Genomic DNA, 12,775 nt, shown 5'->3' on the forward strand with positions numbered 1-12,775 from the left:
CCTCAGGTCAAGAGCAGAAGTCACCGATCAGTACCGAGGGCTGCGAAGTGGGGCGCCCGAGGGGGGAGAAGTACGTCGTGTCTGTCAGTGATTCCACGGGCGGAAGTCCGCCGACAGGGAATGGGGCTGCGGAAGCTCCCGTACCCGCGCGCCGGTGGTATGGGCGCCGAAGAACTCTGGGGAGTCTGGCCGCGTTGCTGGCGGCGGCTCTCGCAGTGCCGGTCGGCGTGCACGTGATCGGCGACGGGGGGTCGCAGAACCGGTCCGGTCAGGATGCTCCGGTCGATGAACCGCAGGCGCGGCGACTGGCACAGAGCAGCGGCAAAGAGGTCGAGGTGACCGCCGCTCGCAGTGCCAACGCCACGACGTGGGCGAAGCCCGACGGGACCTTCCGCAAACAGATCTTCAGTTCGGCCGTCCGCGCCGACGTGAACGGCACCTGGAAGCCCATCGACACCGGCCTGGAGAGGGTCGAGGGCGGGTACGCCGCCAAGGCCGTCAACGGCCGGGTCTTCTTCAGTGGCGGGTCCGCGGCGCAGGCTGCCGGTGGCGATCGCGCTTCACGTGCCGTGAGCCGGGTGTCGCTGCGGCAGGACGCGCCGGGCGAAACCTGGACCGAACTGGTCCGGTTGCGTACCGGAGGCCACGACATGACCGTCAGCTGGCCCGGAGCACTTCCCGCTCCTGTCGTCGACGGCCCGCGCGCCCTGTACGAGAACGTCCGGCCCGGCATCGACCTGGTGATGACCGCCCAGGACGGCGGCTACTCCCACCTGCTGGTCGTCAAGGACAGGCAGGCCGCGGCAGATCCGCTGCTGAGACAGCTGAAGTACCGTTTGGCCAGCCCCGACATGACCTTCCACCTGGACGACGAGTCGGACGCACTCAGTGCCCGCGGGGCCGATGGTGAAGAGATCGCGGGCTCACCGACCCCGATGACGTGGGACTCCAGCGGCAAGGTCGCCACCACCGACGACAAGCCCGCCTGGACGCCGACCGGCGTGGCCGAGCGGCACCCGACGCTGGCCTTGTCCGGCCTCGCCGGCGCCGAGGGGGCGCGGCTGAAGCCCGTCGCCGCGGCGCTCGCCGAGAACACGCTGTCCCTGACCCCGGACAGTGCGCTGCTCAATGCTCCGGAGACCGTGTACCCGGTCTTTGTCGACCCTTCCTTCAAGGGACACAAGCACTCCTGGACCCTGCTGTACAAGACGGCAGGTAATTCGAGCTTCTACAACGGGCAGAATTACAACGCGAGCGGAACGAACGAAGCCCGGGTCGGTTACGAGTCCTCCTCCGGAGGCACCTCCCGCTCCGTTTTCAACTTCGACTTCGGCACCCAGCTCCACGGCGCGGGCATCCTCTCCGCCAGCGTGCGGGCTTTGCAGACGTACTCGTGGTCCTGCGATCAGAAGCCCACGGACATCTACTCGACGCCGTACATCACGTCGTCGAGCACGTGGAACAACATGAGCGGCGCCTGGAGCAAGAAGGTCGCGACCGAGCGCGCCGGCTACGGATACAACAGCTCGTGCCCTGACAACTGGATCGCCCCCGACATCAAGGGGCTCGTCACGGAGGCGGCCAATGGCCGTTGGGGAGCGCTGTCCCTCGGGTTCGCCGCCCCGAACGAGTCGGATCCCTACTACTGGAAGAAGTTCATCGCCAACGGCGAGACGGCCCCGTACCTCGAGGTCGTCTACAACTCACCGCCGGACACTCCGATCGCGGCGAACATGCAGACCTTCCCGGGCGGCCCGTGCGTGACCAGCTGGCCCGGAACCGGGATCGGCAAGACCAGCATCACCTTCCAGGTCAAGGGCTCCGACCGCGACGACCGGCCCGATCAGCAGAACCTCGACCAGGTCCAGATCGAGGTGTGGAGCGGCGCCGGCGGACCGCCCGTCTTCAACCAGTGGTTCTCGGCCAACAGCGACGGCGTCGTCACCGCCGAAGTGCCTCAGAGCACCTTCGTGGACGGCCAGACCTACTACTGGCTCTCCCGTACCAAGGATAAGGACGGGTGGTGGTCCGGCAGCGGGCCGCACGAGTCCGGTGGCAGCGGATGGTGCACCTTCACCGTCAGCCATGTCGTCCCGCCCAACCCGGCCGTCTCCTCCGCCGCCTTCCCGCCGCAGGGTGACGCGTTCACCGAGTGGAGCACCGAGCCCGCCAGCACTCCCGGCCAGACCTTCACCATCAAGGGCAACGGTGCCAAGGCGGAGGACATCCGCGAGTTCCAGTGGAGCCTGAACAAGCCCCTGTTCGACCAGAAGGCGATACCCGCCTCGGGAAGCGACGAAGCCGTCGTCCCCCTCAGGGTGGACGTCTCCGGCCCGAACGTCCTCTACCTCCGCACCGTCAGCAAGGCCGGCAACGTCTCCAACCAGAGCGTCTACCAATTCCTGGTACGGCCGAGGGCAGGCCAGGACAAGCCGGGTGATGTCACCGGAGACGGCAATCCCGACCTCCTGGCCATCGACAAGGACGGAAACCTGCGCACCTATGCCGGGGACACCAACGGGGACACCGACGCCTACATCCCCGGTGCGGTGGAGAACGGGCAGCCAGTGGCACATGGATACTGGAAAGACGCGGCCACCGGCGAGTCCGCGCTCATCGCGCACGCCACCGACTGGTACCCCGGTGACGGTCTCACGGACCTGATCGCACGGATGCCCGACGGCAAGCTCTACATCTACCCCGGCACCGGTACAGGCCAGTTCGACGTCGGCCGCCGCATGCAGATGCAGATGCCGCTCAGCGCACCCGACCCGTCCGTCTTCCGGCAGCTCGTTGCCACGGAGGACGTCGACGGCGACGGTCTGGGCGACCTGTTCGCCCTGGATGCCGACGGCTTCTGGGCGTTCTCCGGTTACACCGGCTCCAGCTTCGCGTCGTACAAGAAGATGGCCACCGGCTGGGCCGGCCGCGACATCGTCGGCGTTCGGGACGTCTCCGGGGACAAGGTCCCGGACCTGATCTTCCGCGACAACACGAACGCCAACCGCGGCCTGGCCCTGCGCAAGGGCAAGCCCGGCGTCAACGGCGGTGCCGACCTCACGTCCCTGGAGTCCAAGGCGAACTCCGAGGGCGCCGAGGACTACACCTACGCCACCACCGGCTGGGGCCGGAGCGCCTACCCCAAGGTCCTCGGCACCCCCGATGCCAACGGTGACGGCATCCCCGACATCTGGGCCGTGGGCACCAACGAGAACCAGTGGCTCTTCCAAGGCGGAACCACCGCCGTGGGCGGCGCCGTCGGACGCGACGAAGACGGCTGGAACACCTTCCTGACGATCGGATAGTCACGAGGGCAACGATGGCACGAGCGCCCTGTCGGGAGGTCACTCCCGACAGGGCGCTTCTGCGTGAAGCCCGTGACGGAACGCCAGGTCGGATTCCTGCCAGCGCAGAAAGGGCTGGGGACATTTGATTGAACCCGCAACCACATGATGCGGGAGGAAGACGACATGAACAGCAACGCCGCGGCACTGGTGACCGGTGGCAGCCGGGGGATCGGGGCGGCCGTCGCCGGGCGGCTCGCCGAGGACGGGATGGACGTCGCGATCACCTACGTCAGCGACGCCGGGGCCGCGGCCCGGGTGGTCGCGGCGGTGGAGGCGCGCGGGCGGCGGGCCGTGGCCCTGCGGGCCGACGCCGGGGACGCCGCGGAGGTCGAGAACGCCGTCGGGGAGACCGTGCGGCGGTTCGGCAGGCTCGACGTGCTCGTCAACAACGCCGGGGTGGGGGCGGTCGGTCCGCTGGAGGCGGTGGAGTCGGCCGAGGTGGACCGGGTGCTCGCCGTCAACGTGCGGGGCGCCTTCCTCGCGGCGCAGGCCGCCGCCGCGCGCATGCGGGAGGGCGGGCGGATCATCACCATCGGCAGCTGCATGGCCCAGCGGGTACCCGGGCCCGGCGGGGTCCTGTACGCGATGAGCAAGGCGGCGACGATCGGGCTGACGAAGGCCCTGGCGCGGGAGCTCGGCGGGCGCGGGATCACCGCGAACGTGGTGCATCCCCGGCCCGTCGACACCGACATGAATCCGGCTGACGGACCGTACGCGGGGCCGCAGGCGGTGATGACCGCCCTCGGTCGCTTCGGCACTCCGGCGGAGGTCGCGGACGTGGTGGCTTTCCTCGCCGGCCCGGGGGCCGGCTGGGTCACGGGCGCGGAACTCGCTGTGGACGGCGGCCACGCCGCGTAGCCCTCGCCGGGCGTGCGGGCGGACTCACACCGGGCCGCCCCCGGACCCTGACCCCCGGCCCATGGGCCTGGCCCTGTCCTTGGCCCTGGTGCGGGCCCGGGACCGTTCCGCAGGCCCCGGGCCCGGGCTCTGCGGAACGGTCCCGGACGCCGGGCTCCGGCCGACCGGGGACCGGGTGGTTCGGCCCGGCCGACTCCGACCGGGCCGGTTCGGCCCGCCCGGCCGGCGGCCGGCCTCGGGCCGGCGGCCGTCCGGGCGTTCCGGTCGCTGCGCCCGGCCCGGGGCGGGCCCCGTGGTGTCGCCGTCGCAGCGTCCCGGGTGCGGGCCCGCCCGCAGCGGGTGGGGCCGGCGGCCCCGTGGTGGGGCGGGCCTATGCTCGGCTTGATCAGGACGTTCGAACGGGCAGGGGGAAGCGTGGACTTCAGGGATCGGCAGCACCGCTGCGTGGTGCTCGACGAGGTCACCGACGAGAACTGGCGCGCCGTCGCCGACGTGGCGCCGGCGGACGACCAGCGCCGGTTCGTCGCCGCGCTCGGCGCCCGGTACCTGCTGCTCTCCCTGCGCGGCGGGGTGTGGAACTCCCTGGCCATCCGCGCCGGCGACGCCGTCGTGGGCCATGTGATGTGGGCGTACGACGAGGAGGGCGGCGCCCACTGGATCGGCGGCATGATCGTCGACGCGGCCGAGCAGGGCCGGGGCGTGGGCCGCGCCGCGATGCGGGTCCTGATCCGGCGTCTGGCGGCGCTCCCGGCCTGCCGGGAGATCCGGCTCTCGTACCACCCGGACAACGCGCCCGCCGCGCGCCTCTACGCCGAGCTCGGCTTCGTGCCCACCGGCGAGTTCGAGGGCGACGAGGCCGTGGCCGCGCTGGCGGTGTGAACCGCCGCGGGGGCGCACCAGGATCCGGTGCGCCCCCACGGGTGGGCAGGCCCCGGGGGTGTCGGCCCCCGGGACGGTTCACGGGTGCGGGGTCAGCCGCCCAGTTCCTGGTGGCGGGCGGTCAGCGCCGCCGCGCCGGCCTCCGTCAGGGAGCCGAAGAGGCGCAGGCGGGAGAAGCCGCCGTCCGGGTAGATGTCGATCCGTACGTGGGTGCCCACCGCCGGGGTGTCCAGCACGAAGCGGTGGTTGGTGTCGGGCTGCAGGCGGGTGCGCGGCAGGAACTCCGTCCATTCGCCCTCCTCGCCGGTCTTGACCGACAGGGAGGCCCAGCCGGCCGAGTTGCCCTTGAGGTAGGCGGTGTCGATCTCGACGGCGCGGATTTCGGACTCGGTGACGAGCTGGTAGCGGATCCAGTCGTTGCCGTTGTCGCGGCGGCGGGCGGTCTCCCAGCCGTCGTCCATCTTGCGGGAGCGGCCCGGGTTGATGGTGTTGGTCGGCGGGGAGTAGAAGCGGTTGGAGGCGTCCTGCACGGAGCCGCCGTTCTCCAGCGCCACCACGTCGAAGGAGCCGAGCGCCGCGAGCCACTCCGGGTCGGGCAGGACCTCGCCGTAGACGCGCAGGCGGGCGATGCCGCCGTCGGGATGCTGGTTGACGCGCAGGTGCGTGAAGCGCTGCTCGGCGTCGACCTCGAAGCCGTTGGCGGCGTGGCCGCCGACCGCCGTGCGGGGCACGATGGTCGTCCACTTCACGTCGTCGCCCTGGAGTTCCTCCGGGGTCGGCGCGAGGGCGCCCCGCCAGTGGGTGGCCTCGATGGAGACGGCCTGCGGCATGTTGCCGCGGAAGTGGGCGGTGTCGACGACGATGCCGCGGATGACGCCGGGGGCGCCCAGGCGCACCAGCGCCCAGTCGTGGTCCTCGGGGGTAGGCCAGGGCTGGGTGGCGCTGACGCCGCGGCGGCGGCGGGTCTCCCAGCCGTCCATGACCTTGCCCTTGTGGCCGAAGTCCTCGGGGTCGAAGTGCGCGGCCTCGGAGATGAGGAGGTTCTCGCGCTGGGCGAAGAACTCGTCGTTGGCGGCGATGACACCGGCGCCCAGCTCACGGGCTGCGAGGTTCGCGTACTGGGTGAAGGGGAAGTCCGCGGTGCGGTAGTCCGCGTACGGGTCGCCGCCTCCGTACGGGTTCGCGTTGCCGGTGAAGGAGGCCAGGCCAGTCGAACGCTGTGCCACTGTCAGTTCTGCCTTTCGAGGAGGAGGCCCGTGGGCTCGGTCGGGGTGCCGTGGTCGGCGATCTGCGTGCCGCGCAGCCAGGTGGACTTCACGACTCCGTGCAGGGTCTTGCCCGCGTACGCCGTGACCTGGTTGCGGTGGTGGAGTGCGGCCGGGTCCACGGTGAACGTTTCTTCGGGGGCGAGGACGGCGAAGTCGGCGTCGCGGCCGGCCTCGATCGCGCCCTTCGCGGAGAGGCCTGCGAGCCGCGCCGGGGCCTCGGACATCCAGCGGGCGACGTCCTCCAGGGTCCGGCCGCGGCGGCGCGCCTCGGTCCAGATGGCGGGCAGGCCGAGCTGGAGGGAGGAGATGCCGCCCCACGCGGTGGAGAAGTCGCTGGTCTTCAGGTCCGCGGTGGAGGGCGAGTGGTCGGAGACGATGCAGTCGATGGTGCCGTCGGCGAGCGCGTCCCACAGGAGGTCCTGGTTGGCGGCCTCGCGGATGGGCGGGCAGCACTTGAACTCGCTGGCTCCGTCCGGCACTTCCTCGGCGGTCAGGGTGAGGTAGTGCGGGCAGGACTCGACGGTGATCCGGACGCCCTCGGCCTTGGCGGCGGCGATCAGCGGCAGCGCGTCCGAGGACGACAGGTGCAGGACGTGGACGCGCGCGTTCAGCCGCTTGGCCTGGGCGATCAGGTTGCCGATGGCGGTGTTCTCGGCGTCGCGCGGCCGGGAGGCGAGGAAGTCGGCGTACTTGGGGCCGGGGACGACGGGGGCGGCGTCGAGGTGGTGGGGGTCCTCGGCGTGCACGATGAGCAGGCCGCCGAAGCCGGTGATCTCGGCGAGGGAGGTGGCGAGCTGCTCCTGGTCGAGCTGGGGGAACTCCTCCACGCCGGACGGCGACAGGAAGCACTTGAAGCCGTAGACGCCGGCGTCGTGCAGCGGGGCCAGGTCCTTGACGTTGTCCGGGAGGGCGCCGCCCCAGAAGCCGACGTCCACGTGCGCCTTGGCGCGGGCGACCTCCTGCTTGACACGCAGGTTGTCGACCGTGGTGGTGGGCGGGAGGGAGTTGAGCGGCATGTCGAGGATCGTGGTGATGCCGCCGGCCGCGGCGGCGCGGGTGGCCGTCCAGAAGCCCTCCCACTCGGTGCGGCCGGGGTCGTTCACGTGGACGTGGGTGTCGACCAGGCCGGGGAGCAGGACGTCGTCGCCGAAGTCCTCCAGCCGGGCTCCGGCCGGTACCTCGGCGTCGTGTGCCAGCACGGCCGTGATCTTCCCGCCGGCGACGGCGACCGAGGCGGCGCGCGTCCCCTCGGGGGTGATGACGCGCGTCGAGCGCAGTACCAGTTCCACAGCCACGTCGGCCACCGGAACCTCCCCATCTACTTCCACAGAGCGAAATTCAACGTTCTGTTGACGGAGTCTTCCCGGCGATCCGGGAGCAGTCAAGAGCGCCCGGACGGACCACTGACACACCGGGACCGCAATTGGAGGTTTCCACAAGATGGAATTAAGATTTCGCGATACAGAATGTAGCTACCGCCACCGGGAGTCGGGCGGACAACTTCCCGAGGATGTCCGCCACCAGGACAAAACACCTCTGACCGGCGGCTACGCCCCCACCCCAGCGCTGGGGCCGACGCCGGCCGCCGGGTAGGCTGCTCCCTTGCCTGCCAGCACCGAAAGGACCGCGCCGTGCCGACGTCCAGCGCCAGCACCACCGACGCTTCCTCAAAGACCCCTGCCGCAAGCGGTGGCGTCCAGTCCCTTGAGCGCGCCTTCGATCTGCTCGAACGCATGGCCGACGCCGGGGGTGAGGTCGGCCTCAGCGAGCTCTCGGCCGCCAGCGGTCTGCCCCTGCCCACGATCCACCGCCTGATGCGCACGCTGGTGGCCTGCGGGTACGTACGCCAGCAGCCCAACCGACGGTACTCCCTCGGCCCCCGCCTGATCCGCCTCGGCGAGTCCGCGTCGCGCCTGCTGGGGACCTGGGCCCGCCCCTACCTCGCCCGCCTGGTCGAGGAGACCGGCGAGACCGCGAACATGGCCCTGCTCGACGGCGACGAGATCGTCTACGTCGCCCAGGTGCCGTCCAAGCACTCGATGCGCATGTTCACCGAGGTCGGCCGCCGCGTGCTGCCGCACTCCACCGGCGTGGGCAAGGCGCTGCTCGCCCACACCCCCGCCGACGAGGTACGGGCCCTGCTGGCCCGCACCGGGATGCCCGCGGCGACCGAGAGGACCATCACCACCCCCGAGGGCTTCCTGGAGGCGCTGGAGCAGGTCCGCCGGGCCGGCTACGCGGTCGACGACAACGAGCAGGAGATAGGAGTCCGCTGCCTGGCCGTGTCGGTGCCGAACTCCCCGACCGCCGCCGCGATCTCCATCTCCGGCCCGGCCGGCCGCGTCACCGAGGCGGTGACCGAGTCCTTCGTCCCGATCCTCCAGAACGTCGCCGCCGAGCTGTCGGTGGCGCTGGCCAACCAGAGCCCGGCGTAAGCCCGCCGCCCGGCCGTACGGAAAGGCCCCGGCCGCCCTCTTCGAAGAGGGCGGCCGGGGCCTTTCCGTACGGTTCCCGGGCGCGGGCCCGGTTTCCGGTACGGGGTCCCGGGCGCGGGCCCGGGCCCCGTACGGCGGTTCAGGGCGCGGCGACAGGGTCCTGGTGCCCGGCCGTCAGCCGGCCGTCGGCCATGGTCGCCGTACGGTCCATCCGCTCCAGGTGGGCGTGGTCGTGGGTGACCAGCACGGTCGCGGTGGAGCGCTCGCGCGTCAGGGTGACCAGCAGGTCCAGCACGGCGGCGCCGCGCTCGTGGTCCAGGGCGCTGGTCGGCTCGTCGACCAGCAGCACGGCGGGCTCGTTCATCAGCGCGCGGGCGATGTTGATCCGCTGGCGCTGGCCGCCGGAGAGCTGGTGGGGGCGCTTGTCGGCCTTGTCGGCGAGGCCCACCGCGTCCAGCAGGTCCAGCGCCCGCCGGCGCAGGGCCTTCGCGGGCCGTCCCGCCACGTGCGCCATGACCTGGAGCTGCTCGGCGGCGGTCAGCGAGGCCAGCAGGTTCGGCTGCTGGAAGACGATGCCGATCTTCTCCCGGCGCAGGGCCGACTTCTCGGCGGGGCCCAGGCGCGTGGTGTCCTCGCCGGCCACGACGACGCGGCCGCGGTCCGGGGTGACGAGGGTGGCGGCGACGGCGAGGAGGGAGGACTTGCCGGATCCGGAGGGTCCGATCACCGCCGTGAGGGTGCCGGCGGGCACCTCCAGGCCGACCCCGTCGAGGGCGGTGAGCCGGCTCTCGCCGTCCGGGTAGGTGAGCGTGACGTCGTGGACGAGGAGGGTCATCGGGCGCTCCCGAGGGCGGTCAGCGGGTCGACGGAGGTGATCCGCCGGATGGACAGGGCCGCGCCCAGCGCCCCGAGCGCGATCATGATGGCGGCGGGGAGAAGCACCGTGGCGGCGTCGAGGACGAAGGGCACGTCGCCGCCGCTGATCAGCGCGCCGAATCCGGCGGCGAGCGCCGTGCCCAGCCCGGTGCCGAGGGCGAGCATCACCACGGCCTGGCCGAGGGCGTCCCGCAGGAGGTAGGGGGTGGAGGCGCCCAGGGCCTTCAGGACGGCGATGTCGCCGCTGCGCTGGATGGTCCACACCGTGAAGAAGGCGCCTATGACCAGGGCCGAGATGGCGAACAGGAAGCCGCGCATCAGCTGGAGCGAGCCGTTCTCCGCCTGGTAGGAGCCTATGGCGCCCAGGGCCTCGTCCACGGTCTGCGCCCGGGTGTCCGCCGCCCGGTCGGCGGCGGCGAGGTCCAGGCCGCCGCCGGAGACGGCGACGACGGTGGCGAGGGTGTCGACGGAGGTGCCGGGGTTGCCGATGCGCTGCCAGTCGCCCAGGTCCATCCAGACGACCGGGGTGTGGCTGTAGGCGGCGGTGCCGGCGACGGCGGCCACGGTCAGTTCGAGCGGGCCGATCTTGAGCTTGGCCCCGGCGGTGAGGCCGCCGAGTTCGCCGGCCGCCTTCTCGGCCAGCACCACCCTGCCCTGCGTGAGGCCCGCGTCCCGCGGCGCGAGCCCGCCCGCGGGGTCCACACCGAAGACCGAGACCGCGGCGGTGCGCTCACCCGAGACGGCGTTGGCGGTGCGGATGCCGAGGGGCTCGGCGGCCTTCACGCCCGGCTGCTTCCGCCAGGCCAGCCAGGCCGACTCGGGCACCTGGGAGTTGGTGAAGGACACCTTCTGGTCCCCGGCGGGCTTCGCGAAGGCCAGGTGCGAGGCGGGCAGGCCGGTGATGGCCGAGATGTTCTCCCGGGCCAGGCCGGCGGTGAGCCCGGACAGCAGGCCGACCAGCAGCGTGATCAGCAGCACGACCGAGCCCATGAGGGCGAAGCGGCCCTTGGCGAACCTTAGATCTCTCCATGCGACGAACATGTCCCCCACCTTGGTCTTCCGTGTGGACACAAGGCATCGCGCCACAGTAGGGATCCTCGTATCGAAGGGCGCACCCGGACATCGAACTTTCGGTTGACCGCGGCCGGCCGCGACCGACTTACGCTGGTTCGGACATGACTGCTGCCGCTCCCCCCGCCGCGCCCGCCGCCTGTGCGCCCCCGCCCGAGCCCGCGACCGCACCCGCCGCCCGCACCCTGACCCCCGTCTCGAAGGTGCTGAAGCTGTGCCTGCACGCCCTGTTCCTCGGGCTGCTCGCACTGGCCGCCGGGCGGGCCGTCGCCGACTCCGCACCCCGGGCCGGCTGGGTGGTCGCCGTCTGTGCGCTGCTCGCCGCCGTGTACGCGGCCGGCGTGCGGGCACCCGCCGTGCACAGCTCGCCGCGGGCGGGCGCGGTGTGGCTGGCCGGGCTCGGGGCGGCCTGGGCGGCCCTGCTGCTGGTCTCCCCCGACGGGCTGTGGATCGCCTTCCCGCTGTACTTCCTGGAGCTGCACCTGCTGCGGCTGCGCTGGGGGGTCGCGGCGGTCGCGGTGACCGCGTGCGCCGCCATCGGCGGCTTCCTCGCGCACAGCAGCGCGGCGACGCCCGGGGCGTTCCTGGGGCCGCTGCTGGGCGGCGCCGTCGCGGTGGCGACCGTACTGGGCTACCAGGCGCTGTACCGCGAGAGCGAACGGCGCCGGGAGCTGATCGAGGAGCTCATCACGACCCGGGCCGAGCTGGCGGCGGCCGAACGCAGCGCCGGGATCCTCGCCGAGCGGGAGCGTCTGGCCCGGGAGATCCACGACACCCTCGCACAGGGCCTGTCCTCCATCCAGCTGCTTCTGCGGGCGGCCGAGCGGGCGCTGCCGGAGGGGGCGCCGGCCCTGCCGCACATCGCGCAGGCCCGGGAGGCCGCCCAGGACAACCTGGCCGAGGCGCGCCGCTTCGTACGCGCCCTCACGCCGCCGGACCTCGAACACGGCTCGCTCGCCGCGGCGCTGGAGCGGCTGTGCGCGGGGGTGCCGGGGCCGCGGGTGCGGTTCTCGCTGAGCGGCCGGCCGCGGGTGCTGCCGACCCCGTACGAGGTGGCGCTGCTGCGGATCGCCCAGTCGGCGCTGGCGAACGTGGTGCGGCACGCCCGGGCCGGGCGCGCGGAGATCACCCTGACCTTCATGGACGCCTCGGTGACGTTGGACATCGTCGACGACGGGCACGGCTTCGACCCGTCCTCGGCGGCGACGGGCCAGGGCTCCGGCTCGGGCGACGGCGGCTTCGGACTGCCCGCCATGCGCTCGCGGGCCGAGAGCCTGGGCGGGCTGTTCACGGTGGAGTCCGCCCCCGGGCAGGGCACCGCCGTGGCCGTCACCCTGCCGCTGCCCCTGGAACATCTGGAACGCACGGATCCCGTGGAGGCCCTGTGACCATCCGTCTCCTGCTCGCCGACGACCACCCCGTGGTCCGGGCGGGCCTGCGCGCGGTGCTGGACACCGAGGCGGACTTCGCGGTGGTGGCCGAGGCGGCGACCGCCGAGCGGGCGGTGGAGCTGGCCGCCCGCGAACCGGTCGACGTCGTCCTCATGGACCTGCAGTTCGGGCCGGGCATGCACGGCTCCGAGGCGACGGCCCTGATCACCGCCCGCCCGGGCGCCCCCCGGGTGCTGGTGCTCACCACGTACGACACGGACGCGGACATCCTGGCGGCGGTGGAGGCGGGCGCCTCGGGCTACCTGCTCAAGGACGCCCCGCCGGAAGAGCTGGCGGCGGCCGTGCGCACCGCCGCGGCGGGCCAGTCGGCGCTGGCCCCGGCGGTGGCGCTGCGCCTCATGGACCGGATGCGGACGCCGGCGGAGGCGCTGACGAAGCGGGAGCTGGAGGTGCTCCAGCTGGTGGCGGACGGTTTGTCGAACCAGCAGATCTCCAAGCAGCTCTTCCTCAGCCAGGCCACGGTCAAGTCCCACCTGGTGCACGTCTACGCGAAGCTGGGCGTCGAATCCCGCACGGCGGCCGTCGCGGCGGCCGCCACCCGCCGCCTGATCCGCACCCCGTAGCCCGGAACCGGATGGCCGGGCGGTGCC

The 12,775-nt window shown here is 72.4% G+C and carries 10 protein-coding genes; 6 read left to right on the forward strand and 4 right to left on the reverse strand.

Going from position 1 to position 12,775, the window contains the following annotated elements; translation table 11 throughout:
• Positions 1 to 335: 335 nt before the first annotated feature.
• The 3 genes from AVW11_RS24940 (at position 336) to AVW11_RS24950 (ending at position 5,084) form a co-directional block, all read left to right on the forward strand.
• On the forward strand, positions 336 to 3,305 hold the full coding sequence (locus AVW11_RS24940) for a DNRLRE domain-containing protein (RefSeq protein ID WP_143568897.1): 2,970 nt from the start codon (positions 336 to 338) through the stop codon (positions 3,303 to 3,305).
• 165 nt (positions 3,306 to 3,470) lie between these two features.
• The gene (locus tag AVW11_RS24945; RefSeq protein ID WP_079250776.1) at positions 3,471 to 4,205 is read left to right on the forward strand and encodes an SDR family oxidoreductase; all 735 of its coding nucleotides are present in this window, start codon (positions 3,471 to 3,473) and stop codon (positions 4,203 to 4,205) included.
• 414 nt (positions 4,206 to 4,619) lie between these two features.
• A complete protein-coding gene (locus tag AVW11_RS24950; RefSeq protein ID WP_240528256.1) occupies positions 4,620 to 5,084 on the forward strand; it encodes a GNAT family N-acetyltransferase in 465 nt (154 codons plus the stop codon).
• 92 nt (positions 5,085 to 5,176) lie between these two features.
• Here the strand turns inward: AVW11_RS24950 and alc are convergent, their stop codons facing one another.
• Positions 5,177 to 6,310, reverse strand: a complete 1,134-nt coding sequence (gene alc, locus AVW11_RS24955) for an allantoicase (protein WP_030852094.1) — start codon at positions 6,308 to 6,310, stop codon at positions 5,177 to 5,179.
• A gap of 2 nt (positions 6,311 to 6,312) precedes the next feature.
• Entirely contained in the window at positions 6,313 to 7,647 is a 1,335-nt protein-coding gene (allB, locus tag AVW11_RS24960; RefSeq protein WP_381788511.1) for an allantoinase AllB, read from the reverse strand.
• Between the two features lie 336 nt (positions 7,648 to 7,983).
• On the opposite strand from allB, the gene AVW11_RS24965 reads away from it, so the two are divergent.
• On the forward strand, positions 7,984 to 8,787 hold the full coding sequence (locus AVW11_RS24965) for an IclR family transcriptional regulator (protein ID WP_060177682.1): 804 nt from the start codon (positions 7,984 to 7,986) through the stop codon (positions 8,785 to 8,787).
• Between the two features lie 139 nt (positions 8,788 to 8,926).
• Here the strand turns inward: AVW11_RS24965 and AVW11_RS24970 are convergent, their stop codons facing one another.
• Both AVW11_RS24970 and AVW11_RS24975 read right to left on the reverse strand, forming a co-directional pair.
• On the reverse strand, positions 8,927 to 9,622 hold the full coding sequence (locus AVW11_RS24970) for an ABC transporter ATP-binding protein (RefSeq protein WP_060177681.1): 696 nt from the start codon (positions 9,620 to 9,622) through the stop codon (positions 8,927 to 8,929).
• The gene (locus tag AVW11_RS24975; RefSeq protein WP_030852085.1) at positions 9,619 to 10,704 is read right to left on the reverse strand and encodes an ABC transporter permease; all 1,086 of its coding nucleotides are present in this window, start codon (positions 10,702 to 10,704) and stop codon (positions 9,619 to 9,621) included. Before AVW11_RS24975 ends, AVW11_RS24970 begins: the two co-directional genes overlap by 4 nt.
• Positions 10,705 to 10,838: 134 nt before the next feature.
• On the opposite strand from AVW11_RS24975, the gene AVW11_RS24980 reads away from it, so the two are divergent.
• A complete protein-coding gene (locus AVW11_RS24980; RefSeq protein WP_079070484.1) occupies positions 10,839 to 12,122 on the forward strand; it encodes a sensor histidine kinase in 1,284 nt (427 codons plus the stop codon).
• A complete protein-coding gene (locus tag AVW11_RS24985; protein WP_037915682.1) occupies positions 12,119 to 12,748 on the forward strand; it encodes a response regulator in 630 nt (209 codons plus the stop codon). The genes AVW11_RS24980 and AVW11_RS24985 overlap by 4 nt, the downstream gene beginning before the upstream one ends.
• The last annotated feature ends 27 nt before the right edge of the window (positions 12,749 to 12,775 follow it).

Origin of the sequence: Streptomyces amritsarensis (assembly GCF_001953875.1) — a bacterium.
GTDB classification, from domain to species: domain Bacteria; phylum Actinomycetota; class Actinomycetes; order Streptomycetales; family Streptomycetaceae; genus Streptomyces; species Streptomyces amritsarensis.

Coding starts and splice junctions, on each gene's coding strand:
- AVW11_RS24945 (WP_079250776.1), top strand. CDS start 3,471: ATGAACAGCAACGCCGCGGCACTGGTGACCGGTGGCAGCCGGGGGATC.
- AVW11_RS24970 (WP_060177681.1), bottom strand. CDS start 9,622: ATGACCCTCCTCGTCCACGACGTCACGCTCACCTACCCGGACGGCGAG.
- AVW11_RS24975 (WP_030852085.1), bottom strand. CDS start 10,704: ATGTTCGTCGCATGGAGAGATCTAAGGTTCGCCAAGGGCCGCTTCGCC.
- AVW11_RS24980 (WP_079070484.1), top strand. CDS start 10,839: ATGACTGCTGCCGCTCCCCCCGCCGCGCCCGCCGCCTGTGCGCCCCCG.